This is a genomic window from Novipirellula methanifontis (assembly GCF_052161655.1).
In the GTDB taxonomy this organism is placed as follows: Bacteria; Planctomycetota; Planctomycetia; order Pirellulales; family Pirellulaceae; genus Novipirellula.
Genome location: NZ_CP197418.1, coordinates 6,253,117 through 6,280,083, shown reverse-complemented (window position 1 = coordinate 6,280,083; position 26,967 = coordinate 6,253,117). Strand labels below are relative to the sequence as shown.

18 protein-coding genes are annotated in these 26,967 nt (G+C 54.4%); 8 read left to right on the top strand and 10 right to left on the bottom strand.

The window, feature by feature from the left end:
* Nucleotides 1-41: 41 nt before the first annotated feature.
* Nucleotides 42-314, bottom strand: a complete 273-nt coding sequence (locus tag SH528x_RS22610; RefSeq protein WP_442505721.1) for a VOC family protein — start codon at nucleotides 312-314, stop codon at nucleotides 42-44.
* Between the two features lie 45 nt (nucleotides 315-359).
* Nucleotides 360-2,057 (bottom strand): sulfatase-like hydrolase/transferase, encoded by a 1,698-nt coding sequence (locus SH528x_RS22605; RefSeq protein ID WP_442505720.1) that lies wholly within the window; start codon nucleotides 2,055-2,057, stop codon nucleotides 360-362.
* A gap of 227 nt (nucleotides 2,058-2,284) precedes the next feature.
* Here SH528x_RS22605 and SH528x_RS22600 point away from each other — a divergent pair, with 227 nt between their 5' ends.
* The gene (locus SH528x_RS22600) at nucleotides 2,285-3,181 is read left to right on the top strand and encodes an aldo/keto reductase (protein WP_442505719.1); all 897 of its coding nucleotides are present in this window, start codon (nucleotides 2,285-2,287) and stop codon (nucleotides 3,179-3,181) included.
* A gap of 54 nt (nucleotides 3,182-3,235) precedes the next feature.
* Here SH528x_RS22600 and SH528x_RS22595 read toward each other — a convergent pair whose 3' ends face one another.
* Nucleotides 3,236-6,049, bottom strand: coding sequence for a hypothetical protein (locus SH528x_RS22595; RefSeq protein ID WP_442505718.1), 2,814 nt, complete (start codon nucleotides 6,047-6,049; stop codon nucleotides 3,236-3,238).
* A gap of 420 nt (nucleotides 6,050-6,469) precedes the next feature.
* On the opposite strand from SH528x_RS22595, the gene SH528x_RS22590 reads away from it, so the two are divergent.
* From SH528x_RS22590 to SH528x_RS22580, 3 genes are all read left to right on the top strand, one after another.
* Nucleotides 6,470-7,942 carry a hypothetical protein gene (locus SH528x_RS22590; RefSeq protein ID WP_442505717.1) on the top strand — a complete coding sequence of 491 codons (1,473 nt, stop codon included), beginning with the start codon at nucleotides 6,470-6,472 and terminating at the stop codon, nucleotides 7,940-7,942.
* Nucleotides 7,943-8,585: 643 nt separating this feature from the next.
* Nucleotides 8,586-11,105, top strand: a complete 2,520-nt coding sequence (locus SH528x_RS22585) for a PSD1 and planctomycete cytochrome C domain-containing protein (protein WP_442505716.1) — start codon at nucleotides 8,586-8,588, stop codon at nucleotides 11,103-11,105.
* A gap of 68 nt (nucleotides 11,106-11,173) precedes the next feature.
* Nucleotides 11,174-12,634 carry a DUF1501 domain-containing protein gene (locus SH528x_RS22580; RefSeq protein WP_442505715.1) on the top strand — a complete coding sequence of 487 codons (1,461 nt, stop codon included), beginning with the start codon at nucleotides 11,174-11,176 and terminating at the stop codon, nucleotides 12,632-12,634.
* Nucleotides 12,635-12,841: 207 nt separating this feature from the next.
* Here the strand turns inward: SH528x_RS22580 and SH528x_RS22575 are convergent, their stop codons facing one another.
* The 4 genes from SH528x_RS22575 to SH528x_RS22560 form a co-directional block, all read right to left on the bottom strand.
* Nucleotides 12,842-13,207: a MotA/TolQ/ExbB proton channel family protein gene (locus SH528x_RS22575; RefSeq protein WP_442505714.1), complete on the bottom strand. Its 366-nt coding sequence runs from the start codon at nucleotides 13,205-13,207 to the stop codon at nucleotides 12,842-12,844.
* Between the two features lie 23 nt (nucleotides 13,208-13,230).
* Nucleotides 13,231-14,082, bottom strand: a complete 852-nt coding sequence (locus SH528x_RS22570) for an endonuclease/exonuclease/phosphatase family protein (protein WP_442505713.1) — start codon at nucleotides 14,080-14,082, stop codon at nucleotides 13,231-13,233.
* Between the two features lie 133 nt (nucleotides 14,083-14,215).
* Nucleotides 14,216-14,599, bottom strand: a complete 384-nt coding sequence (locus SH528x_RS22565; protein ID WP_442505712.1) for a hypothetical protein — start codon at nucleotides 14,597-14,599, stop codon at nucleotides 14,216-14,218.
* Nucleotides 14,600-15,577: 978 nt separating this feature from the next.
* The gene (locus SH528x_RS22560) at nucleotides 15,578-16,798 is read right to left on the bottom strand and encodes a 3-hydroxyacyl-CoA dehydrogenase NAD-binding domain-containing protein (protein WP_442505711.1); all 1,221 of its coding nucleotides are present in this window, start codon (nucleotides 16,796-16,798) and stop codon (nucleotides 15,578-15,580) included.
* Between the two features lie 209 nt (nucleotides 16,799-17,007).
* Between SH528x_RS22560 and dapF the strand changes: the two genes are divergently transcribed.
* Nucleotides 17,008-17,853: a diaminopimelate epimerase gene (gene dapF, locus SH528x_RS22555; protein ID WP_442505710.1), complete on the top strand. Its 846-nt coding sequence runs from the start codon at nucleotides 17,008-17,010 to the stop codon at nucleotides 17,851-17,853.
* A complete protein-coding gene (gene xseA / locus SH528x_RS22550) occupies nucleotides 17,850-19,085 on the top strand; it encodes an exodeoxyribonuclease VII large subunit (RefSeq protein ID WP_442505709.1) in 1,236 nt (411 codons plus the stop codon). The genes dapF and xseA overlap by 4 nt, the downstream gene beginning before the upstream one ends.
* Nucleotides 19,086-19,310: 225 nt before the next feature.
* Here xseA and SH528x_RS22545 read toward each other — a convergent pair whose 3' ends face one another.
* The 3 genes from SH528x_RS22545 to SH528x_RS22535 form a co-directional block, all read right to left on the bottom strand.
* Nucleotides 19,311-20,288 (bottom strand): RluA family pseudouridine synthase, encoded by a 978-nt coding sequence (locus SH528x_RS22545; RefSeq protein WP_442512158.1) that lies wholly within the window; start codon nucleotides 20,286-20,288, stop codon nucleotides 19,311-19,313.
* Nucleotides 20,289-20,392: 104 nt separating this feature from the next.
* Nucleotides 20,393-21,538: a tetratricopeptide repeat protein gene (locus SH528x_RS22540; protein ID WP_442505708.1), complete on the bottom strand. Its 1,146-nt coding sequence runs from the start codon at nucleotides 21,536-21,538 to the stop codon at nucleotides 20,393-20,395.
* Nucleotides 21,539-21,989: 451 nt separating this feature from the next.
* Entirely contained in the window at nucleotides 21,990-22,790 is an 801-nt protein-coding gene (locus SH528x_RS22535) for an N-formylglutamate amidohydrolase (protein WP_442505707.1), read from the bottom strand.
* A gap of 296 nt (nucleotides 22,791-23,086) precedes the next feature.
* On the opposite strand from SH528x_RS22535, the gene SH528x_RS22530 reads away from it, so the two are divergent.
* Nucleotides 23,087-25,036, top strand: a complete 1,950-nt coding sequence (locus SH528x_RS22530; protein ID WP_442505706.1) for a hypothetical protein — start codon at nucleotides 23,087-23,089, stop codon at nucleotides 25,034-25,036.
* A 350-nt stretch (nucleotides 25,037-25,386) separates the two neighbouring features.
* Nucleotides 25,387-26,781, top strand: coding sequence for an IS4 family transposase (locus tag SH528x_RS22525; protein ID WP_442505705.1), 1,395 nt, complete (start codon nucleotides 25,387-25,389; stop codon nucleotides 26,779-26,781).
* Nucleotides 26,782-26,967: the final 186 nt, after the last annotated feature.

Genomic DNA, 26,967 nt, shown 5'->3' with positions numbered 1-26,967 from the left:
CTAACTTCGGAACCAACCGCCCTCATTGTAATCGATGGCAATCACCGCGTGCGACTCTGGCACAATTCTGTCAAAACTCCTCCACAGCTGTTCGGATGTATAAATGCGATATCTATTTGTTCGGCGGTGGGACGTGCAGCGGTATCGATCATGTTCACCCCGATTTTCGTTAACTGATCGATTCGCGCGGGAAGATCGACAACCAAGAAAACGAGGTGATGCACCCCTTCGCCCCGTTTGTCGATAAAACGTGCGATCGGGCTCTGCAGATCAGTCGCGTGAACCGCAAATCCAATATGGTTTGAAGATTTCACCGGCTTAATCGAGGATCCCAATCGCAAAGATTCGACGATCATGTTCTACGGATGAACAAACTCATCTTCCGAAAGTTTCTGGTCGTTGTTTTTGTCAAACTTGGGAAAGCGTTTCGGAGCCTCGTCAGGATCGGGCTGAGACCGCAAGAATTCTTCTAGGGTTAGAAATCCATCTTGATCCAGATCGCGTTTGGCGAACATTCCCGCACGCGACTTGGCATTCTGAGCCCGTTTTTTCTGATCCTGTTTTAATTTTTCGGCTGCCGCAGCTCGCTGCTTGGCACTTTTCCATTGCGGCTTAGGCTCGGGTTGCTTGTCCAGCTCCGCATTCATCGTTGCTACTATTTCGGGATACTGGCTGGCGATGTTCCGAGTCTCCAGTGGATCCGTTTCATAGTCGTAAAGCTCCATTTCGGCAGAGTCTGGTTTCGCACCGATTTCTTTCCATTGAACCATGCGATAACGCGAGTTGCGAATCGCACGGCCGAGTCGTGAAGACCGAGGGTAAACGTGAGTCACATAGTCGCGGACGTGTTGTTCCGGATCCCGAACCGCCGCTGCTTGGCTGATGCCATCGAGATTCGATGCCGGCTGGATGCCCGCTAGCTCGACCAACGTCGGATAGATATCGACCGTTTCCAACATCGCGCTAGTGGAAGCGTCGCGAGCTGCACCGGGAGCGGCGATGATCACGGGAATGCGTGCGGCTTGCTCGTAATTCGTGTGCTTGCACCACATTCCGTGGTCACCCAAATGCCAACCATGGTCACCCCACAAAACAATGATGGTATTGTCGGCGAAACCGTGCTCGTCGAGCGCTGCGATGACTTTGCCGATCTGGGCGTCCACATAACTTGTCGCGGCGTAGTAGCCGTGAATCAAATGACGTGTGGTGGACGAGTCAATCGGCCCTTTGATTCGCATGTCGCTGTAATTGCGAAGCTCACCTCCGCTGGTTGCAGCGTATGAGGGAGCATCGGTAGGCGCCGATGTCACCTCAGGCATCGGCAGCTCACTGGGTTGATAGAGGTCCCAATTTTTCGTTGGAGCGACGAAGGGTAAGTGCGGTTTCAAGAATCCAGCGGCGATGAAGAAGGGTTGATCCGGATTCTGTTTCGCTTCTGCAATGCGGTTGATCGTTTCCAACGCGATCTTGCCATCTCCGTACGTTTCGTCGTCTACGTCAGCCGATTCGGTTGCCGGACCTCGTTTTTTGCCTTTGGCATCAGGCACAATGTTTCTTACGTTGGCGTCCAATACATAGCTCGGCCCCTTGGGACGCCATAAAGGCACGCTCCACGATTCCTTGTCGTCGATATTGCCGTGCCCAACGTGATAAATCTTGCCAAGCCCCTGAGCGAGATAGCCATTGTTTTTAAAGTGCTGGCTGAACGTCACCACTTCACCACGTTTCGGATCGTTCGCCGTCAACTCGGATGTCGCCAAACGAAAATGAGTCGGCAAGTCATAGACGCCAATCGTTTGTGGACGCAGCCCGGTCATCAAGGAATTGCGGCTCGGCGAACAAACCGCTTGGTTGCAGTACGCGGAATCGAAGCGGACACCACGCTTTGCCAACGCATCGATGTTAGGCGTGACAGCAACAGGATCTCCAAAGCAACCGATCGTCGGTTTCAGGTCGTCAACACAGATCAACAAGACGTTGGGGCGCTCGGCCGCCGATCCGGCATTGGGGCATGCAACCAAAAGAAATACGCCAAGTAACAATGCGGTGCGGGGCATTGAAGGACTCCAAGGGGTAGGATCGAGGGTAGGTGCTAGAGACGAGAACCCTTAATATAGTCGCTGCGAGATGCCGCCAACTACAGCCGTGTGATCGCCGCTTGTCAATTCCAAACTTTTTTGGTCTGCCTGTGAGCCGGCTACATGTTTAGCGTTCGCGGCTAACGCCGTCGGCTCTGATCGTTATCGCGAATAACTCACTTTTACCTGCTTACACTGATTTGATTATGAATTTACCCACGCGAAAACTTGGACGCACCGACATCGAAGTCACCCAGCTCGGTTATGGCAGCATGGGGCTTCGGGGACCGAAAACGTGGGGCGTTCGCGACGTCAGTGACCAGGATGCCGAGTCGTTTCTGAATCTCGTGCTCGATTCTGGGATCAACTTTATTGACACAGCACCGGATTACGGAGCTAGCGAAGAGCGAATCGGGCGTTTTATTGGTTCGCGACGATCCGAGTACTTTTTGGCCAGCAAGTGTGGCTGCATGTACACGCAACACGAAGACCACTTGGAAATAGACCATCACTGGAAAAAGGATGTCATCAAACGCAATTTAGAATTGAGTCTGGCGCGGCTGCAGACGGGGCACCTCGACCTGCTTCAGTTCCACGGCGGTGACGCCGAAACGTTGGAACGCGAAGGATTGATTCGCCAATTAGTCGACTTTCGCGCTCAGGGGCTGATCCGTTTTATCGGCATTTCCACCAAGCTGCCCGAGATCACGAACTTGATGAAGCTGGGCGTTTTTGACACCTTTCAAGTTCCCTATTCGGCGCTCGCTCCGGAACATCACGAAACGATCACCCAGGCGGCAAACAACGGGGCAGGGATCATCTTACGAGGCGGGATCGCTCACGGTGGCCCCGACGCGGAAATCAAGCGGCCCGCGTTGGACGATGTTTGGAGCCAGGCAGACCTGGACGAACTGCTGCCCGAGGGAATGTCTCGTGCCGAATTGATTCTGCGTTACACCCTGTCGCATCCCCATTGCCACACCACGATTGTGGGAACATGCAATCCAGGCCATCTGAGCGAGAATATTGCTGCGGCCAAGCAAGGAGCTCTTCCGGACGATCTGTATCAAGCGATCGGTCAACGCGTTGCCAATGTTGTGTAATAACACCACGGCAGCGACAACGCAGTTGACGGTTGATAGTTCGCCGGCGGTACGCTATTCGACCAGTGTTGCACCGCCGTCGAACTGTTGCATCAAACTGTAGTCGGGAGCACGCGGCTGAGGACGCGATGGCAGACAACAATCGTTGCAGCCGCCGATCATTCCTGATTCTCGTGTCCCGGACAGCGTCAACAAATATTCAGGATCCAATTTACCGGGATCAATCCACAACCCTTCGGCGGTCAATTCCATCGTGCCAAGATCAAAATCCAAGCTGCGGCGAACCACTTCGTAGTTGACAAAGATGTTCAGCAGCGAGTTCTGTGCGTCCAACAAGTCATTCAACGCACTGATCGCATCGCGAGCCGCGGTCGGACCGCTGCTGCGACCCCGAGCATCATTGAGCGAGCGAATGTCAGCATTCAATTCAATTTGCGATGCTGCAATACTGACCGCTTGTCGTCCGAGTTCGAAGGTCAAACGGTTGGCCTGCAGCTGCCGAATTTCAGCTCGCACTTGCTGCCAAACATCGTCCTCGAAACCATAGTAGGCACGTTTGGCTTGTTCGTAGGCAATCAACGTCGCACGGTAATTGTTCCGTTCAATCAAACGAGTGATCGGTGCGTCCCATTGCAATCCGACTCGCAATCGCCCGGTCGATGAGCGAAGGTCCAGCGGATTGTTGCCGACATTTTGCACATCGCCATTGAAGACCACGTCGAGTGAGCTTTCCAAGTCGTTGGCCACGACTTCGATCAGTCGCCATTGGTCCACCAAATCGGCACGAGCGTTGGCCCAGTCTCGGCGATTCGCACGAGCAATCTGCAAAGCAGAGGCGGGATCAATATCCACTTCGGGAAGCAGCACGCTTTCGGTCCTCGCACGCGCTTGGATCAGTTGCAATGTCAGCACGTCGTCGGCAAGCTCGGCCAACAAGTCCTGGGACGCCAGAATAATCGTATCCCGCAATGTCTGAGCAACTTGTCGCGGATCCTTGTCGTCAGGGCCTTGCGTGACCAATTTCTCAATCGATTGATCGAGTAGCTCAATCCGTTGTTGATACGTCTTCAAACGCTCGCCAAGTCGATCGTATTGGTCCTTCAACAATTCGCTCAACGAAGCCAAACCTTCGATATCAAATAGCGATTCATCAATATCCGATGTGTTCAGCAGCGAACAGATTTGGGATTTTTGTTCCTGGTACATCTTGCTCAATTGACGGTTCTGACTTTGCCGTTCTTCTAACGATTCGGTGAATCGCTGGATATCCTCGGTGATTCGCGGCAAGTCTTCGTCGATCAGCGTTCGGTTGAATTCAGCAAGCGGTTGGACTTCGCTTCGCAATGTCAAAAGCGTCCGTGCCAGTTGATCGGTCCATTCAATTTGAGACTCGGGCAGCCCGGTGGCTTCATCGACCTTGAACGTTCCTCGTTCGAGAATCGAAACATTCAATCGTCCGACGCTGGTTCGAACCAACGCAAGTTGTTCGCGGCGGCCGAGCAAATCGCGATCGATCAACTCAAATCGTTGCAGGATCGGATCTTCGAGTTTTGCACAAATATAAGGTGGCAATCCAAGGTTGCGGAGAAACGCGTCGACGGATCGCTCGTAGCCGGCTTGTTGTGCCACCAATTGGCTCTGCGAACGCAGCAAGCTTGATCGTGCCTGGGCCACTTGCAATCGTTGACGAATGATCGTCTCGGCATCGTCCGGGATCGTGGTCAATTGCTCGATCAACGTGTCTTCGAGGATCAGCAAGTTTTCCGATTGACGGGCAATGTTTTCTTCGAGGTTGCGGATCTGCAATTGCGTTTGCAGCAAACCGAGATAGCCGCTCGCACTGCCACCGCCGGTGCCGAATCCTTGTCCGTTGATCGCTAGGCTGGGGCCGCCGGCGCTGACTTGGCTTTCCACCCCGCGTCCGATTGTGATGTTCAAAAAGAAACTGCGACGGTAACGTTCAAATGCGCGAACGTTGGCGAGCAGGTTTCGTTCGGCGAACGTCAAACCTTCGAGCACTTGGTCGCGACCGGCACCACGCAGCAGCGGTTGCAGCAATGTGAAATCGAAGATGGTCGACGCACTTTGCGAATTCGGTCCGCTCAATTCCCAGACGATATTGTTCGCGACGCCAGCGACCAATTCGCCTCCGGTGGCAAAGCGACGTTCGAGCGAAAGCGGGCGGGCGCCGTTGCTATACGTGCCGACCTCGAACCGAGTGCTGCTGTTGCTGCCGCCGTTGCGACGGCGACCATCGGCGGTCAAAAAAGTCTGTGCACCACCAAAAAACTGTGTGTCGAATTGGAACCGCTGGTTGCTGACATCAAGTGCCGCCAAATACAGCTCTTCAAGTTGGGCTTGGTATTCGGGCGAGTGCAACAGTGCGATCCGAACCGCATTTTCGGCATTGAGCACTAAGATTCCATCATCGTCCAGCGGCAAGAACTGCCACCAATCGGGGCTTTCGGCCGTGTTGGTGACTCCGGATGCTTCCCACAACGGGTAGCCACGTCGTCCATCAACACATTGCATGTACTCGTACGACGAAGGATCGTCGGTGGGAATCGGCTGAAAATCCAAGTCAAACGGATTAAACATCCGGCTGCGGCGGTCGACTTCGATTCGCAGAGCCGTATTGGGGGGGCGAGAAATGTGCTGGGATTTCTCGTCCAACAACATATTGACTTCGCAATCCGCCTGCTTGCGATAGTACTGACGATGGCACCCCACGCTGCTGAGCGTGATTGTGCTCAATAGCAACGCACAACCGATCGGTTTCAAGGTTTTGCGGATCAAGGTTCGAAGGGCCGCAAACCGTTCTGCAGCGATCGATGAGCCGACCGCCAATCGGGGGTGGGAATTTCTCACGTGGGGCATTCAGGTGTGAGGGAATTGATTTATTGGGGACAATGCCTACAAAACGCACATCCGTCAGTACAGTTAACGAATTCGGCGTCTGAACGTTCGGTCTTCACCGGATCGCCCGGTTATGCCGACGGGTTCGGCGGGTCGATTGACGGCAACGCCGGTTGCAGCGACTTTGACGGCGCTGCCAAACCGATCAATGCCCCTGAAACCAGCGCATCGAGCGTATTGACGATGCTCTCCGTGCCCCCCCGGCAACTCGAATCTCCCGCAGATTACGAGAAAAGCTTGACGGCGCATCTTGCCCAACTTATTATCCAACGGAGGCTTTTTTTGCGGCCCTCACCGCAAATGGCCCTCGATCCTTACACGGTCGACTCTTTTGTCTCATTCACGTCGGTTCAACCTCTCGCTTAAACGATCATGCAATACGCTATCCTAGGCCTACTGATCGTTGTCGTAATCGGCTTCTTCGTTCTCGTTTGGAAGACATCCCCCACGTGGCGTTGGTATCACCTCGTCACCGTCAGCATCACCATGCTGCTGGCCGTTGTCTTTATCTTTCCTACCGCCGGAGCACTGAAAAGCCGAGCGGCATGGCACCAGACCAAAGAAAAACTCGAAGTCCGAGCCGAAAAGGCAAAACAAGAAAACCACACACTCAAATTCGGTAGTTTGACAGACCCTGAAGCAGGCAAGGGCGTGGTCGCGTTGAATCACGATTTGTCCATGATCTCGGTCGAAGCCGGTCGCGTGTGGCGGTCCTTGGAACTCAAAAACGGGGACATCAACGGAATCGTCCTAGCGAACTCACAGCCGGCACCGGTCATTCCCGATGACGCCGGCGCGGCCGCTCCCGCTCCCGCAGACGGTGCCGCCGCGGCACCCGCTGCCCCTGATCCGCTGGTTCCCGAAGGCTTGATCGTGTACGGATTTGCCGAACGTCCCATGCCGAACTTGAACATGCAATTGCCTCGTTTCTATCTTGGCGAGTTTCGAGTGATCTCGAGCACTCCAGATCAAGTCACGCTGCAACCGACTGGCAAGCTCGAAAAAAATCAACAAGATTCGATTACCAGCATGCAAGCCGGACGATGGTCAATCTATGAAATGCTGCCGCTTGATGGACACGAAATGTTTATCGCCCAGGGGAGCACCTCGGACGAAAACCACCTGTTCGGACGTGTGGATGACGCGCTTTTAGCCGATCTGTTTGAGTCCGGAGTGAGCCAACAAACATTGGACTCGTACCTTCGTGATGGCAGTCAAGCGACGCCTGACGATCCACCGCTGAGTCGCTGGACCCGAGTGGAATTCATCAAGAAACACAAGATCCAAGTCGATGGACAACGCACCACTGCGGCCACCGATGGCGACTTCTTTGACGGCACCGGACGTGCCTTGGACAGCCGTTTGCAACGTAGCGAAGAAGACGAAGTCGCGTTTAACGTCGGCGACCAACTTGTCCTGAAAGAGGAAGCCGCTAACGAATTGATCGATGTCGGCGTGGTGAAGCTGATCAATCAGTATTACATCCGACCGCTAAACGATTATCGATTTGTGCTGCGTCGCATCCGCCTTCGTCTGACAGCCCTAGAAGGCCAGGTCCAGCAAGCGGACTACCAGAAAACGGTTCTGGAAGAAGCGATTCGAGCGACCGAGGCAATGCTGACGTCCACGCAAGCAGACAAGCTAAAGCTTGAGCAAGATTTCGATCAAACCGAAAAGGAAAAGATCGCAATCAAGGCGTATCACGACGAGATCGCCGAGCGAGTGGAGCAAACTCGCCAAGAATTGGTTCGGCTCTACAACCAAAACCAACAGCTTGAGCAGCAACTCGAAAAGATCCATACAACGATCAAAAATCGTATGGATGCCCTCACGTTGGCTCCTTAATAAGGCGGATAAACAATCCGCGTAGCTACGCTCGCCAGAGCGTGAATTCCGCCGGCTAAGCAGTTAGGCAGGAGTCTTTCAGTAAAGTGGCCGTTTTGGCGCTAGCCACGGTTCCAGCGCTGAACCGGGGCTAGCGCCCAAACGGCTAACGGGATTTCACTCAATGATTCCTGCCTAACTGCTTAGTGACGGTAACTACCGATCGATTTGCTTTAACGTTTCGTCGTTCCTTAGTCACTATTCTTGTGAGTACGCGTCTCTTTTGAGCGAGTGTTGCTGGCACCGTGCGACGTGAAATTCTCCGACGACTCGCGCCAAAACGGCTTATCGCTCCAAAATCTCTACCGTGCTCGGTCGAAAGATTCCTCATTGCAGTCTTTGTGACAGTGGCATCCGAAGAGCACGCATCCACACGCTTGGCCAGCTAATTATCACCAGAACCCGCTAATTCAGCCAATTCCTGGAGTCGGACTCGGCTGACGCCAAGGCCGGCAATATATCTCAATCGCAATGCGCATTTCCTACTTGGCGGCGACCTCGTTTCCTGTCACAATGGTGGGGTGTCTTCGCGGCTGCACTCCCGCCTTGCTTCATTCAAAGCACCGTCTTCACATCCCTCCTTCGACGGCAAGAAATCAAAATTATGATTCGACTCAAAGCCCTCTCACCCGTCCATCAGCTTGGCCGTTATGCGATTGCGAGGCTGATTGGCATCTGTGTGTACGGGACGATTGGTGGGCTGGGCATGCGATCGGATGCGGCCGAGGTCGAGACTTCGCAGAAAACAGCGGCTCCTTCATCGGTTGATTTTATCAAGCAAGTTCAACCAATATTGGCCAAGCGTTGTTATGCATGCCATGGTCCTGATAAAGCCGAGGGCGGAATCTCGTTTGCCGAACAGGAATCGGCGTTTGCGGAGGCTGAGTCGGGCGAGTTCGCGATCATCGCGGGCGACACCGACGCCAGCATGTTGGTCGCCCGAATCACAACCGACGACGAATTTGAACGCATGCCGCCCGAAGGCGATCCCGTAACTCCCGCCGAAGCCGATCTGCTAACCCGATGGATCGCCGAAGGGGCCTCTTGGGGGAAACACTTTGCGTTCGAACCGATGGGGAATCCTGATCCGCCGCAAGTCGCTGATCCCCAGTGGAATAAAAATCCGATCGATGCATTCCTCTACAAATCGCTTGACGATGCCGGCTTGAAACCTAACGCTCCGGCGGACCGCCGAACTTTGGTGCGTCGCGCCTATTACGATCTGACAGGGCTACCGCCATCGCCGGCCGCAGTCGAAGCGTTCGTGAACAACGATTCACCCGATGCGTTTTCCAACCTGGTTGACGAGTTGCTTCAGTCGCCCCATTACGGCGAACGCTGGGGACGTCATTGGTTGGACCTCGTTCGCTACGCGGAAACCAATTCGTTCGAACGCGACAACCCCAAAGAAAACGCATGGAAGTATCGCGACTACGTCATCAAGTCATTTAACGACGACAAACCATACGACCAATTCGTACGCGAACAACTCGCCGGCGATGAATTGGATTCGGTGACCACGGAAACACTAACCGCAACCGGCTACTATCGTCTTGGGATCTGGGACGACGAACCCGCGGATCGAGTCCAAGCTCATTTTGACGAGATGGATGACTTGATCACCACGACGGGGCAAGCGTTCTTGGGGCTGACGATCAACTGTGCTCGCTGTCATGACCATAAGATCGATCCGATCCCGCAAACCGATTACTACAGCATGCTGTCGTTTTTCGAGGATGTCACTCGTTACGCATCGGGCGGCACCGATCCTGCGAACAACCAAATCGACATCACTTCCGCAGAACTCAAGGCCCGCTATCACGACAACGACGTTGCCCGCCAAAAGATCTATGCGGCAATGCACGAAATTGAGCAAGCTGGGATCGTAAAGATGTCCGCTCCGGATCAACGGGCGACCGAGGGCCCCCGTCGTGAACGAGATAAAATCCTCAAGGAAAAACTCAAAGACAACCTTAGCGCCGATCAATGGCGTAAGTACGAATCGCTTCGCAAACGACTGCGTGAGAACCAACGCGAGCTGAAACAATTGCCACCGCGAAAATCAGTCATGGGGTTGGCGAAATACACGCCGGATCCGGGCAAGACGTTTGTGATGTTCCGAGGCAATCCGCATTCGCCTGGCGACGAGGTGCAACCGTCATTTCCCGAAATTTTTGAATCTGCCATTCCCAAGGTTCAATCCGACAGCGAAGTGGCACGAGTCGATGCGTTTAACAATCGCTCGCTAGGCCGTCGTCGCGTGCTCGCCGATTGGATCGTCAGCGATGAAAACCGGCTGACCGCTCGTGTGATGGCAAACCGAATTTGGCAATTCCATTTTGGTCGCGGCATCGTTCGCAGCAGCAACAACTTTGGCCAACTCGGTACACCACCGACCCATCCGGAATTACTCGATTGGCTGGCCCAAACGTTTATTGCAAACGGCTGGAAAATCAAAGATTTCCACCGATTGATGATGAACAGCCGAGCCTACCAGATGTCGTCGGCCAGTCGCGACGATGGGATGGCGACCGATCCAGGCAACGATTTGTTCTGGCGGTTTGATCCACGTCGCCTGAGTGCCGAAGAAGTGCGTGATTCGATTTTGGCCGTCAACGGATCGCTGAACCCGAGCGTTTATGGCCCGAGTTTTTATGAAAAATTGTCGGCCGAAGTGCTGGCGGGGCAATCACGGCCCGGCCAAGGTTGGGGCGATTCGCCCGAAGAACAACGCAATCGACGCAGCATTTACATCCATGTGAAACGATCGTTGTTGACGCCGCTGTTGACTGCCTTTGACTTCCCCGATCCCGACCTGACGTGCGAAGCTCGCTTCGCGACGCTGCAGCCTGGCCAAGCCTTGTCGCTGTTGAACAGTGACTTCATTCACGCTCAAGCAGCGAAGTTCGCAAAATCGATTGATGCGGCGAGCGTTAAAAATGACGAAGTCGTTCGCCGAGCCATCAAAGCTGCGTACGCTCGACCCGCTTCGGATGCCGAGATCGCGGATGGCGATGCGTTGATTAAAAAATTGGCGTCAACCGATGGAATCACACGCGAGCGAGCGGTCAGCTTGTATTGCTTGACCGTAATGAATTGGAACGAGTTCCTGTTCGTTGACTAAACGTTAATTGATGCTGCCCCCACTGCACTGTGCCGCTCGACTTTCCCCGAAATCACTGAGACCCGAACATGACCAAACGAGACAATTTCTGCGGCCGCACTCGTCGCGAATTCTTGTGGCAAACCGGCGGCGGCTTCGGTGCTGCGGCGATGGCCTCGATGCTCGGTGCCGATGGTTTTTTCAATAGCGCGGCTGCATCCGAATCCGACACGCCGTTTATCAATCCGTTGGCGGCAAAACCACCACACTTCGCCCCCAAGGCAAAGTCGGTGATCTTTTTGTTTATGTACGGCGGACCCAGCCATATCGATACGTTCGATTACAAACCGAACATGATCGGCATGGACGGCAAGACTGTCGACGTCAAAACGTTTGGCCGCGGCGGCCATAAAAGTGGTGGCCGGATCGTCGAACCCCGCTGGAAATTCAAGCAGCACGGCGAATGCGGAAAATGGGTTAGTTCGCTATTCCCGAACGTGGCAAACCATGTTGATGACATCGCATTTCTGCACTCGATGACGGCCGATTCGCCGATCCATGGATCCGCGATGTTGATGATGAACAGCGGCCGCATTCTGTCGGGCAACCCGGCGATGGGATCTTGGTTGACCTACGGTCTCGGCAGCGTCAACGAAAATTTGCCCGGTTTCGTCGTCATGCTCGACCCTAGTGGTGGACCGATCAGCGGCGCGAAAAACTGGAGCAGCGGTTATATGCCGGCGACGTATCAGGGAAACGTGTTTCGCGCCGAAGGAGCACCGATTTTGGATCTCGCACCGCCGAGCGATTTGCCCGAAGGCGTGCAGCGACAATTGATCGATTCGATTCAAAAAGCGAACAATCGCCATCTGATTTCACGCGAAACCAATAGCGACTTGTCGTCACGGATCGCCAGCTACGAATTGGCTTACAAAATGCAGTCAGCTGCGCCCGAGGCTGTGGATCTGAGCAGCGAAGATGCAAAAACGATTACGATGTATGGCGCGGACCAAGACAAGACCCGTGATTTTGGCAAGCGCTGCATCATCGCACGACGACTGGTCGAACGTGGCGTGCGGTTTATCCAACTGTACAGCGGCGGTGCCCACAACGATCACAATTGGGACGCACACGGCAACCTCGAGGACAATCACAACAAACACGCCGGAGCGACCGACAAGCCGGTCGCGGCACTCTTAGCCGATTTGAAACAACGTGGCATGCTCGATGAAACGCTTGTTGTATGGGGAGGTGAGTTTGGCCGGCAACCCACAGCGGAATACGCCGAAGGATCGGGGCGAGACCACAACGCGTACGGCTTTACGATGTTCATGGCGGGCGGCGGAATCAAAGGTGGGATCAGCCACGGCACGACTGACGAACTGGGTGCTCAAGCCGCCGAAAACCCACTGCACGTGAAGAATTTGCACGCCACGATCCTGCATCAGATGGGGCTCGACCCCAACCACTTGTCGTACTTCTATAGCGGCTTAGAGCAAAAGCTGGTGGGCGTCGAACACGTCGAGCCAATCCACGAGATCATCGCCTAGAGCAACATCGTCTGCGAGAGGCTCAATAACACTTTCGAGTGCATTTTCAGATAGGCCGTAGTCGTAGAGCCGGTTCGCACCGGCCAGCTTGTTATTGTCCGGTGGGAACCGGACCTACACCTTACATCAAGTTTCAATACGCTCGAGTGACTTATCCTGATTTGTTTTTAGGGTAACGGAACTCCGTCGCAATCCATTTGCGACGGCTCACTCAGGAAACGCGTCCATCCTGCGTCGACGTTTGTATTTCGCTGGAATTCCCCCGTCACGCCTGAGGCTCATCGTTGCCCATGAGCGGAAAACGAATGCAATGATCGCAATGGGAATCGCGATTGCCCCATATCGCAGTGAAGTTGAGATGCGATCGGAGAGCTGCTTCGGATCAACCGTCTCGGCTACGGCCAACTCGCGAAAGGCAGAGTTGATTCCAAATACCGTTCCCGAAATGCCTGCCAGAATCGCGATCACGATAACGATTCCGCTGATTGAACGCACAAGTCGAAAACGCTTGTTGGAACGGATATGGGGATCGGTTTCTGCGACTGGAGATTCGTAAGGGTTTTGAGAAGCCATTTGGGCTGATTGTACGTCCTGGATCACGGGGAACGAGGTTTTGGTTGAGATTTAAGGACGGACTGCGGCGAGCTCTTCCCTGCGATCGACGGTTCGACGTTGAGCACAGCGAACACCAGAGAGTGATCCGACCCATCTCGATGGACAATCTCGGATTCGCGGGCAGTGAAGTGGGGTGTATGAAAAATGTAGTCGATTCGCAGTGCGAGCGGTAACGGTTGCGTTGGCCAGTTCCAGGTGGGATGAGAGTCAGCATCCTCGTGAACCGTGGCGTATGCGTCGATCAAGCCCAATCCGGTGAGTCGTCTTGGAGCGATAAAGGTGGAAATGCTATTGAAGTCTCCAACAACGATCGTCGGGCGTTTACAATCAATCGTATCGACGATTGCATCGATCTCGGTTGCGTGTTTATCTTCCGTTATTGAAAGTGCAGCCATCGCATCACCAATTCCGCCGCCGCGTTTGATCTGGAACGGCGTCAAATGAACGTTGACAATGCGTACAGTCGTGTCGGAGAAATCCAGATTGGCAGTGTAGAAACCAAATAGACCTGCGGTGGGTGGGACGAAAGTCACTTCGGTGAGTTCGACCTTCGAAGCAAAAGCGAACCGTTCACCAGCGTAACGTCCCTCATGCCCGGCTGCGTAAAAATAGGGATGGGTCTTGGCTAGACGCTCGCGAAGAAAACGTTCGGAGTGAACGGTTGTTTCTTGGAAGCAAATTAGATCGGGATCGGCGTTGGCAATTGCGTCGAGCACATTGTCGCCGCGACGGTTACCCCAATTCAAGTTATACGTCGCAATACGAATCGAATCGGCACTTGCGTAAGACGCAAGCGTGAATGCGACGATCAGCAACGATGTAAGTGGCTTCATTCTACGTCGACGAACCAATAGTAGCTCATGCGAAAATCGCGAAAGCGAAGATAACAAGCTTAAGTAGCACAGCGTCTGAATTCAGTTTGCGTCACACATAGCGGCTCTTCAATCGGCATCCGGTGCAACCACTCTAAGGTGATTCCAAAGACGATGGATTGGACTCTACCGACCACTGCGGGACTGGTATTAACGGCGACCGAGCAACAAGCAGGAGCACACCCGCGAGAATTACAAGGATCGGCATTTCGTGATCGATGTTCAATTGCCCCGTTTGCCGCAGAACCGAAAGCAGGCTTGCGATCAAAAAGAAGGGTCCGACAGTCACGGTCAGCTTGTCGAAGCCATGAAGTGCAAACGGCAGAAAGCCAGCGACCGCGAGGCCAAGCGTCCAGATCCAATTGATGCTCGGTGTAACGCCTAGCGTCGTAAGCAACCAGCCGACACCCACCACAATTAAGAGCAGTGGCATCAGAAGCGTGCGACTGCCAGTCGCGGCACGTGTTGAGGCGGTCATGGAGTCTGTTTCCGATCTGTTGACAAGATTCCGAAAAGTCTGCAACTCAGTCGGATAACTTCAAATTGGGCTGTGGACAAAGAGTTTTGAATTGCTCTTACGACATACATCCGCTTCGGATGCGTTCAAGTGGTGCCTATTCTCCCCCGCTGCAGGATTAGCGTCAAGTCTATTCTCACCCTGCCGCAAAACGCTGAGCGGATATGGCGAAGCATTACACCGGGGTGACGAATGAAAGAAAGGTAAGCGAGAGTCGCCCACAACCGTCACAGCTAACCAAATCAATTGTCACTACTAAATTTAGTGCGGCGAGTGAATCTAGATGGCAGAAACCATCGGGTGCATCCGGATGCTGGAAGTGGAGATGAATCTGAGGAAAGACGATTGAAAAGGAAAAATTACAGATGCAAATTGCATGAAATGTGCTTGATGACAGGCTAGAAGCCTATCCCACATTGAACCTACCCCACACTGAAGATGTGGCGCAATAAAAAACCCGCCTGCTGAGAGCGAAGTGCAACTCAACAGACGGGCATGTCTCGCAGTACCATCGAAGATGATCGCGAGTGGGGTGGCTGCGCCGAAGCATCAGCCCGCCGACTCAAAACTACGGGTTACCACCCCGTTGGCAAGTACAGCAATAATCCACTTGATCACCTCCTTTCACAATCTTGTTTGACGATTTCAATCCGGGTGCCAACCAGAGAGGATTGAAGATCGTACGGAAAGTTTCGTTGCGACGCGTTATCGCAACACGGCAATCCCCATTATCACTACCAACACAAGCGAAGGCAAGTATTTCAGAGGACATTTTTTGAGACGATCTGTGCGGCGAAATGGTTCGCAAGATTTGGCCAAATTTGAATAAATTTCAGCCCGAGAGGATTGGCAGCTTGTTCCGACGTCATCGACACGGGGCAAGCGTTTGGAATGGTTCCCAATTCATCGGAGAATGGACGGAAATCCTGGCGACTTTTGCTACGGGTATTTGACGCTTGCAAAGATGGCGATCGCTTCGCTCGGACGATGGGCCTGCAAAAGCTCTAGCAATTCTGCAGGCGCCTGTAGCGATTTCGAGTCGGCGGCAGCAGCGATAATACTGCGATGAATCGCTTCGCTTCCAATCCGATCAAAGCTGGCGCACCACCCGCCGCGAGGGCGATAGCCGAGCCCACCCGCCATCGCAATCTCAATTTGCTCCAGCGTTTGGGCGACACCTTGGCGAAGCAACAGTGCCGACTCGATCCACATCGCCAGACTCAGCCGGTTCTGCACCTCGTCGGCCACAAAGGCTCTCGTTTTGCGTGAGTATTTTTCCTGGATTTCAACCGCGGCGGGCGACAGCGTTTGGCTGCGATGACCGTCCGGGTAATCGTAAAACCCACCACCACTGAACCGTCCGCCACGCCCCTTTTTGATCATTGCCGGCAACATCGGCGAAGCATCGATACGCGTCGGAAACGATTGCCAATAAACACGTCCGGCGTCGAACATGGTTCGTGAGCCGATCCAGTCGATCAATTCCAGTGGCGACATCGGCATCCCAAATCGAAGTGCCGCTTCCTCAATCTGCTCCGCCGTTGCACCTTGACTGAGCAGCAGCATCGCCTCGTTTAGGTAAGGCGAGAGCATACGATTGACAATAAACCCAGGTGCGTCGGCAACCACCAGCGGCGAACGATCGAGCCGTCGCACGTGCTCTGTGACCGCCGCCAAATTTGCCGCCGAAGTGCCAGCCGTGGGGATCACCTCAACCGCATCACGTGATTCCACCGGCATGAAAAAATGCATGCCGATCAAACGCGATGGATCCGTAAGCGAGGCCGCGATATCGCCGATACGAAGCGTGGAAGTATTGCTACAAAAAATCCAATCTTCGCTAAGGAACCGCTCGACATGTCGGAAAAAATCTTGCTTGACTTGCAACCGCTCGACAATCGATTCGATCAAGATCGGGCGAGAGTCGACTGCGACGTGGTCGCGATGTGTCAAGTCAATCATCTTCATATCGGCGACATCGGATCGCAGCTCGGAAATTTCCCATTCCAGTGGGTCCAAATCGAGTTCATCGACGCATTTCCCCAACGCCTCGAGATTCTGGTCGGCAATCGTGACCGATACCTTGGCAGTCAAGTGAGCACTGACAATCGCGCGTCCCACCACCCCCAATCCAACTAGCAGTGTACGAGGCCGCGACATGATCAAAATCCAAAAAAGGGGCGAGCGTGGAGGCGAGCGGGCAATCCTTCGCAAAGTACCCATTCTGCTGCAATTTTACGCGTTTTGATAGATGCTGCATTCCGCGTCGAAACGGTTCCCTCCTACGCAAATACCCAAATTCCGTTTAGATTTACGCTTTCAATGGAAACAGCTGGCCCTAACGATCCCTCCCGCGAAATTTGTGTTTGATGCGATTTACAAAAATGCACGGCGCTGGCAACGACTATGTTTACGTCGATTGCTTTGCCGAAAACCTTGATCACTGCGATATTACCGAGTTGGCAAAGTCCATTTCGCATCGCCATTTTGGCGTTGGCGGTGATGGCATGATCCTGATTCGCCCCAGCAAGGTGGCAGACGCGCGAATGCAGATGTTGAATGCCGACGGCAGCGAAAGCGAGATGTGCGGCAACGGCATTCGCTGTGTCGCAAAATATGTCTACGACCATGCAATTGCCCAAAAAGAAAACCTAAAAATCGAATCGGGTGGATGTGTACTCGATCTATCGCTCGCAATCGGCGGCGATGGCAAAGTCGAAACGGTGACCGTCGACATGGGCGAACCGATCCTCGAAGCATCCGAAGTCCCCACGTCCATCGTCCAAAGCGGTAAGGTAGTGGAGCACGAAATCGAAATCGATGGCCACAAACTGGAAATCACCTGTGTTTCGATGGGCAATCCCCACTGTGTGATTTTTGTTCCCGAAGCGACCGATGAATTGGTACTCGGGCTCGGCCCCAAGATCGAAACGGACGCGCGTTTCCCCAAGCGAATCAATGTCGAGTTTGTCGAAGTCATCTCGAAAGACGAGGTGCGGCAGCGGACATGGGAACGCGGCAGCGGCGAAACTTGGGCGTGTGGCACCGGTGCGTCTGCCGTTTGTGTCGCGGGCGTGTTGACCGGGAAAACCAATCGCAAGATTTTAAATCATCTGCTCGGTGGTGATCTGACACTCGAGTGGTCCGAGTCGAGCGGACACGTGATGATGACAGGCGGTGCCGTCGAAGTCTTTTCTGGAGAGTGGAACGCGTGAGTGATGCTGCACTAGCCGGCGAGCCGGTACACGCGATTTCGGTTTCGGAATTAAACGGACATATCAAAGCGGTGATGGAAGGGACCTTTCCATCGCTGTGGGTCGCCGGTGAAATATCGGATTTGGTTCGTGCACGCAGCGGTCATATTTATTTCACGCTCAAAGATGATGACGCACAGATCCGTGGCGTGCTTTGGCGGAATACCGCGATGCGGATCAAACATGATCTCGAGGATGGCCAAGCAGTCCTCTGTTTTGGCAACATTGACGTCTATGCAGCACGAGGAACGTACCAGCTAGTCGTTCGCAAAGTCGAGCCGCAAGGCATGGGATCGCTGCAATTGGCGTTTCAGCAATTGCAGATCAAACTCGAACGTGAAGGCTTGTTTGCTGCCGAGCGAAAACGGCCACTGCCCTCGCTGCCGCGCCGGATTGGTATCGTGACGAGCCCCTCAGGAGCGGCGGTTCGCGATTTTCTACAGGCGGCGTCGAACCGTTACCATGGCGCCGACGTCGTAGTGATTCCTGCGTTGGTACAAGGCGAGGGGGCGGCTAAATCGATCGTCGCTGCGATCCGATCAGCTCAGCGAATGACGCCGAAGCTGGATGTGCTGGTCGTCTCACGCGGCGGCGGTAGCCTCGAAGACTTGTGGTGTTTTAACGAAGAACCAGTCGTCCGAGCGGTCGCAGAATCCACCATCCCGACGGTCTCGGCCGTTGGCCACGAGATCGATGTCACACTCTGCGATCTCGCTGCGGATTTGCGAGCCTTGACGCCGACCGATGCCGCAACGCGTGTGCTGCCCGATGGCATATCGCTGAAAACGACAGCAAGCAATCTGCGACAACGCCTCGATCGTTCGATGCGATTGGTGATTCACGAGCGTAAAACGGAAGTTGCCTCGTTGATGCAGCGACCGATCTTGCGTAAGCCAATGGAGATCATTCATTTGCGGTCGCGGATGCTCGATGAATTAGATGCACGAGCACGACGGGCGATCACTGCGAGTTTGAAAGCGGGGCGAAGCCAAGTCAGTGAGCTCGCAGCGTCGCTGTCGGCACTCTCGCCGGTCGCCGTGCTGTCACGCGGATACAGCGTCACACTCGACGCGGATGGCAAAGCCATCGCCAATGCCGGTTCACTTAGCCCTGGGGACACGTTAGAAACGCGGCTTCACAAAGGTCGCGTCGTTTCCAATGTCGAGTCGGTTCAAGAAGGTCAAGACGAGTAGCGAAAGTCGCGAAGACTTTCGGCCGACATGGCACCGCACGAAACTCTTGGCGAGTCTCGCTACGGAAAGTCCTTGCTGCATCGACAGGCTGGAAGCCTATCCCACATCACGAGTAGCGAAAGTCGCGAAGACTTTCGTCCGAGATGATACCGCCGAAACTCTTGGCGAGTTTCGCTACGGGAAGTCCTTGTTGCATCGACAGGCTGGAAGCCTATCCCACATTGGCTACGGTAACTGCTCGAGCACGTTGATCACTCGCATGATGTCCGCGGGCAACGGGGCCTCGAACGTCATCGACTTGCCGCTCTGCGGATGCTGGAACGTCAACTTGCGAGCATGCAGCGCTTGTCTGTCTAACAACACCGTGTCTTTGGTGGCATCGTGCGTGCCGGTCAACATGCCCATCGTGACTTCGGCGTGTCCGGCGTACAGACGATCGCAAAGGATTGCAGCACGGAGATGCGACAAGTGCACTCGGATTTGATGCGTGCGACCGGTCTTGGGCTTCACACGGACTTGCGTAAAGCGGCCGTGGCGGCTGATCACTTCGTAAAACGTCGACGCAGGCTTGCTGGTTTCGTGGTGCTCGCGGATCGCCATTTTGTCCCGCTGATACGGATGGCGACCAATCGGCATATCTATGATGTCGCGGTCGCGATCAATGCGAGCCGCCGTGATCGCAAAATACTCTTTCTCGACTTCGCGATTGGCGAACTGCTCCGACAAATGAATATGAACAGAGTTGGTCTTGGCAACCACAATCACACCGCTGGTGTCACGGTCAAGTCGATGCACAATCCCAGGCCGTGTTGGCCCACCGACATCCGACAGCGACTGAAAGCGAAACGCTAACGCGCTGGTCAGCGTGCCAGTCCAGTTTCCGCGTGCAGGGTGAACGACCATCCCAGGCGGTTTGTTTACAACGACGAGCCCATCGTCCTCGTACAACACGTCCAGCGGAATGTTCTCAGGAACGGTGTCATCGATCGCTGGCTCTGGCATGCGAAAACGAATTCGCTGGCTCGGCTGAATACGAAAACTTGGCCGGACCGTTCGTCCGTCTAGCGTTGCACCTTCCGCCTGGATCGCTTGCGTGATCTGAGTACGGCTGAAACCGTCACAGGCTTGCGTTAAAAAATAGTCGATCCGTTGCCCCGAGGCCGATTCCGGAACGACGATGTCACGAAAAACCTCGTCGCCAATCCGGATCTCGCTGCCAGCATCATCGCCATCAAGGTCGTCGCCGACCTCATCGGTGTCCGACACTTCGCCGCCGAGGATAACTTCGTCGTCAGGAGAGTCTTTTCTCACTTGGCGTCAGACTCAGACGTTGCTTTGTCCGCGTCCGGTGCTTTGCTCTCTTCGGTGACTTCCGGCGTCTCCGCAGTTTCCTTCACGTCGCTCGCCGCTTCTGGCTTCGCTTCCTCGGTGTTCTTGGCGGGCGGATTCAGCTCCGTGTCACCGTCCGGCGCAGGCTTTTCTTCTGCTGCAGGTTTCTCTTTGTCAGCAGGCTTTTCTTTGGCAGCCGGCTTTTCTTTGTCAGCAGGTTTCTCTTTGTCAGCAGGTTTCTCTTTGTCAGCAGGCTTTTCTTTGTCTGCAGGTTTCTCTTCAACGACAGCCTTTTCTTCAACAGCAGGCTTTTCTTCCGCAGCGGATTCTTCGCCAGCGGCCTCTTTCGCTTCTTCCTTCATTTCGGCTTCCGGTTTGTCTTCCGGAAGATTCAGCCCGTCGCCGGGCTCTTTGTCGCTCGCGCCGCCGAGATCGGGTAGATCCAAATCGGGCATTTCAGGCAACATCGCTCCACTTGGCAGCGATGGTGGAGCAGATGGGTCGCTTGGCGAGAAATCTTGGTCCTTGAACCAAACCAAAAAGTCCTTGGTGTCGTCTTTGGACAATATCGCGATTCGTTCTTCGCAGGCTTTGACCATTTCGTCGGATTCGCCGATCTGGGCACATTCTTTATAGGCCGCGATTGCTTTATCGAGCTCACCAAGGGCTTCTTCGCTGCGGGCGATCCCGAAATGAGCACGGGAGAGCAGCAACTCGTTCTTGCCTTCGGAGAGGGCGTTTCGGAACGCCTTGCTCGCTCCCTTCAACTGGTCTTCGGCGTCCATGCGGTTGACGTACAGCGTCCGCGTGCCCTGAGCCAGCAAGGCGCTGCCTTGGTAGAGGTGGGCCCATGCGGCGGCTGGGGTGTTCGGGTACTTTACGCTAACCGACGCTAGACCTTCAGGGTCTGCCGAGCCCGATTGCTGCATCAGCAGCTCGAAGGTCGCTTGACTGCGGTCTTCGCTGACTTTGCTGTTGTAAATTGCGTAACCGATTCCTCCGATCAGCAACGCAGCGACACCGATTCCGATGGGACGCGAATACGGCTCGATCGATTGATTGATTCGCGCGAGATAGTTGGCGAGGATGTTTTCTTGCAATTCGTGTCGGCGTTCGCTGTTCATCACTTCGTCTTATTTGGATTGAATTGACACGCAGAAAGATGTGTCATCGATACATTCGGGGCTGTGGGCATAGAACGCCGAGCAACCGAGGCGCTGAAGTATAGAAATCATAATGAGTTAGCGTCAATAGAGTCACTTTGGCACCGCAGGCCGCCGCAATTGGCTGCAATGGACGCAAAAAAGGCGTATTGGGCTGAAAAACGAAGCCAACCAGTGTCTTCCGGTTTACTGGGGAAACGAAATGATTGGGCAATTCAGTCTCGCCACGCGTTTTCCTCGGCGGCGTGGATGGATCCGAATTTGGGCGGCATTCGCTGCAAAAACGGCTCGCGGATTGCCTGGAGCATTTTGTCGAAGGAAGGGATTCAAACCGTAGCTATGTTCGCCAGAGCGTGGCCCACCGTCTGGCGACGATAGCTACATCAACAGTTTAATGCTCTTGAGAACCTGCCTACGCCGCGTCCGCCGTCTGGAACTCCAGCACGTCGTTTAGCGATTTGCAAATTCCTTCGATTGCTTGATCTCTCAGCGACACTCGTCGCCCCGCCCAAGCTCGGTTCACGAGCAATTCGACTCCGATATAGCGGTCCGCCGGAAAGTGGCTTCGCATCGCCGTCACCAAACTTTCGGTGGTCCCGCGGCGAGGGTAATTGCGGCGGACACGGATCATTGGGACCGACTCGTACATCTCGTCCATCCAATCGAGACAGAACGCCAGCTCATCTTCACGCGATGGATCGTACAGCAAACCAACATCGGTGCGTCGCTGGCGGCCATCACTTAACGAGGCAAACGACCGAACCGAGAGATGGATCGTAAATCCGTGCTGTCGCGATTGTTGTTGGATCGCTCGCTGTATTCCGCTTCGGTACTCGGCATGTACCTCGGTCAGCAACCGGTCTCGTTTTTCCGAATCCCATTGGCGAACCGCCGAGGGCATCACGCTGCGATGGCGTGCCGATCGAGTGACATCGATCAAATCAGCTGAGTATTTGTTTTCGATCAGCGGAACTTGTAACATCGCCGCCATCCGACGGGCGACATACTTTGCAGCAGCGTCTCCGGACAACCGCTCTGGTAATTTGCCGGGCACGAATTGAATGGAATTCAATGCCGTCTGAGCCCGTCGCTCCAGCGAAACACCAGTGAATTCGTCGCAACCCGAGTTCGGCTGGGGTGCTGCCAATGATTCTCGGACCAGCCACAAAGGCACTCGATCGCCTCCCATTTCGCAGCTAATCAGAATCGACATGACGAAAGTCCTCGCGATGGCTTCGGCAAATTGGTCAACCCAGCCAACGGTGTTAGGTTTACTAACGGTGTGTATTGATGAAGGTGGGGTGCTTCACGCCCACCAACAGCATACCCATTACACAATTCCAACAAGTGACGCCAAGAGGGGTAACCGCCAAATTAAATCGAAGTCAGCCGACCACGTTCAAAAACGTCCCACCAAAAAGATTCCTCTTGTCCTCAATGCCGCAGAATCGCTAACAACGAGTCAACAGATTCCTGAAATTTTGATTCGTGTAAAGAGAAATCGTTCTCATGGGCTCGCCAATAAATGCTAGCTGGCTAAGCGTATTCGCACCGATTGCGATTGCTTGCGTTGCGAATTGGACATCGCTACAGGCGGATGACGGCAGCTTGGCTTCCGATCCGTACGTTGTCTTTGTCGCCGAAGACGAAGCGTACGCGCGGTGCGGTCCATCGGACGAACATTACCGAACCGACCCATTACGTTACGGCCAAGAGCTAGAGGTCTATGTTGAAACCGCCGACGGTTGGCTTGGTGTCCGCCCTCCCGACGAAAGTTTTTGCTGGGTGCCAGCGGACGCAGTCGAGATTGCTAATGACGGCGACACCGCCGTCGTCACCGAAGACCGCACGGTCGCATGGATTGGCACCCACTTGGGACGAGCACGTCAATTTCGATGGCAGGTCCAACTGGCCGCTGGCGAACCTGTGACCGTCATTGGAAAAGGCGAACGCGAAGGAGCAGATGGGCCACGCATGTGGTATCGCATCGTGCCTCCTTCGGGCGAATTCCGTTGGGTCCATCAAAGTCAAATCGCCGAAAGCGCCGAACAACTGGTGCAAGCCATCCGCAAAAATACGAAGAGCGTTGAATTTTTTCCGGGCGAGACCGTCCGCAAGGGTGACAATGTCGCCAGCGCAAACGAAGCATCGGACTCGTTTTCTGGACGAGACCGCTTGCCAGCGGATTCATCCAGCCGACGTCAACCACAAAATCAACAAGTCGCGTTGCAGCAGGCACCATCGGCGATGTCACACGACGCCGCTACAACTCAACAATCGGACTCGTACGCAAACGCCACTCAGTCCGCCTCATCCACAACGCTTTCGCCTGTCGCAACCGGAGACACGCCGCCGTTGCGTGAGGCGCCCCTGGCACGCGATGCTAGCCCGGCACCCGATGCCATTGGCAGTGGAGTCAGCGAACAGTGGCGATCCAGTTCAGCCGAGCGTCAGGCACGCGACTCAGCACAAGCCGAAACAATCACCGATGCGATGTCCAAACGAGGCCTACTGGCATCGGTTGAGTTTATCGGTCGTCCCCGACTGTCAGATATCGATGCCGGAATTCGCCAAATCGGAGGCGGCTTGCTTGAGCGATCGTCGCCCGACGGAGATGCTCCCGGCGAATCCGCGTCGGGCGTAGAAGCGAATTGGGTTGCCGGATCCATGCGTGGCCGAACCAATGCAGCCAATCCAATCCAACAAGTTGCGAATATTCAACCAGTGACTCCTCCGGTTGCAACACCGAGTCGATATGCATCGCCGATTCCAGCCGCCCCCGCTCCGGCGACTCGTTACGTATCGTCGTCGGCGATTGCTGCAATCGAAAACGAAGTTCGCGCCGCGGATGCCGAGCGATTAAGCTTGATCTTTTCGCGTCTGATGGCGGCCAGTGCGTCCTCGGCTGAGATGGCACCGGTTGCTAGTGCTGCACATCAAATCTCCGTTTCAAATCCTGACTCGGTTGTCGCAGGGCGTGCACGATTACTTGCCGAGCGTGTTCAACAGTACCAACGTGTTGCCGAACGTCGTGATGGTCCCGCTGTGATCCAAGCCTCACTGTCGCCTTCGATCCCAGCGTTTACCGCATCCAATTCAGTGTCTAATTCAACCGGGACGTTCGAAACGGTTGCTCCACCGTCGAACATCCCAAGAATGCCACAACCGATTCAGCCTGCCTCGGTTGATACACCGACCGCTGCATCAACCGATGGTAGCGAAGATCTGACGGCGACCGGGTTTCTAGTTCAAGTTTATTCTGCGAGAAAAGACAGTCCTCCGTTCGCGATAACCGACAACGGTGGTCGCACGTTAGCGTATGTCACGCCCTCGCCCGGACTAAATTTGCGGATGCATCTTAATAGTGAAGTTCGCGTGCAAGGAACCCGCAGTTATCTGCAAGGATTAAACACGCCACACATTCGAGTCGCCCAAGCGGTCCGCACCGCCGAATATTAAGAAGCGTCGGAACGACGAATTGTCGTTGATCGCTCCGCGATCAGAACGATGGATCGCGGGGTGATACGCGACATCGACTGTTCCGACATTCGTAGTGAAGCGAGACTCACGCAGAGTTTCTCTGCTTCACTGTGGCGATTCAGGGCACTTAATTTCCACCAGGTTTCTAACGCTTCCAAACTGAGCCAACGGGGCTACCCGCGGGCTTTTGGACGCACATCTCTTACGTCGCCCGCGGCTAACGCCCAATGGCACTCACTTTGCGATAATTTTGGTTTTGTGTTCGGATCAGCCTAGTGCTCCATTTGCAAATCTGCCAGCAGTGATGTCTCCTTCATTGAGAGATACCGATGCTTGTTGCAAGTAAAAAACCCCTGATTTCCCGGTCCGAACTCACTACGGCGATTCGTTCGCTCAACGGGTTCTTCAGCGACGGGCTGATTGACGCTATCCAGCCAACTGGGCCGGCAACCGTCTACACCACCTCCGTGACGCTCTGGATGATGGTGATGCAGCGGTTAGCTAGCGGATCAACCCTCTGTGGGATCGTGAAGGACTTCATTGCCAATCGGCCAGCCTTCTGTCCAGAGAATCGAAGGCTCAGTGAGGGAACCTTGTCGCAGTCCTCCGGCGCCTACGCTGGAGCACGCAATCGAATCGATCTGGAAACGGTCCACTATTTCTATCAGCAGGTTCTCGACTCTTTCACTGAGAGACCCGGACCATTGCAGTTCCGTCCCCGGCAGACCTTCCTACTCGACGGCACCACGATCACGCTTTCACCGACCGACGAACTGCGAAAAGCATATCCGCCGGCCAGCAACCAACACGGCGAAACCGTCTGGCCGATCATGTTATTCTTCGTCGCTCACGACCTACAAAACGGAACAGCCATGTTGCCCGAAGTGGGAAAAATGTACGGCGGCAAAGGTGACAGCGAAGCCTTGTTAGCCAAGCGTATTTTCAAACGACTTCCACGCGAGTCGATCGTGATGGCCGATGCCGGGCTGGGGATCTTTCAAGTGGCTTACCATTGTCTCCAAGAGAAGCATGACTTCCTTTTCCGATTAACCACACAACGCTTCGAATCACTAATCAAGAAAGCTGAATTGGTCGAAAAACGCTGGAAAAAGCGAGTTTGGAAGCTTCAATGGGAGCCTACGGCGAAGGATCGCAAAGGTTGTCCTGGAATCAAAAAAGGCGAAGTGCTGAACGTTTTGATTCATGAAATCGAGATTGGTGAGAACGGCGAAAAACTCTACTTGGTCACATCGCTGAGCGAAGATTCGGAGAGTTTGGCGGACCGTTACCGATGTCGCTACGACGTGGAGACGGACATCAAAGAAATCAAGGTGATGATGAACACCGAGAACATTCGGGCGCAAAGCGAAGACATGGTTTTAAAAGAGCTATACACATCGCTGATCGCCTACAATCTGTTGGTTCAGTTCCGTCGTCAGGCTGCCTCGCTTTCAGGCGTGGCTCCCCGCCGGTTGAGCTTCACCGAAGTGCTCAATACCTACAACAGTTTCCTGCGGATTGACTTGTCGATCCTGCCGACGGAGGAATGCATCAAGCGATTCGAGCAAGCGTTGGCGATGGCCAGCACGTGCAAAATCCCGAATCGTCCCGGTCGCAGTTACAAACGAGCGGCCCACCCTCGCCGCCAAAAAACAACGAAGGAACAGAAGGCAGCTCGAAAGAAAAGCAACACGAAGATCAATGAAAACCCGCCAGAAACCTAAAGTGAGTGCCATTGGGCTAACGCCGACGGCTCACAGGAACGGACGAAACTCTTCGCGAGTTTCGTTACCGCCGACGTTCGCTATTGGATGTTTCGCTACCGGTAGATTTGATTCCTTCACAGACCGAAACGTTCGCTCGTTTTGCGGCTTGACCGTCCGTGTGCGGATTGCGTATTCGAAGTGTCT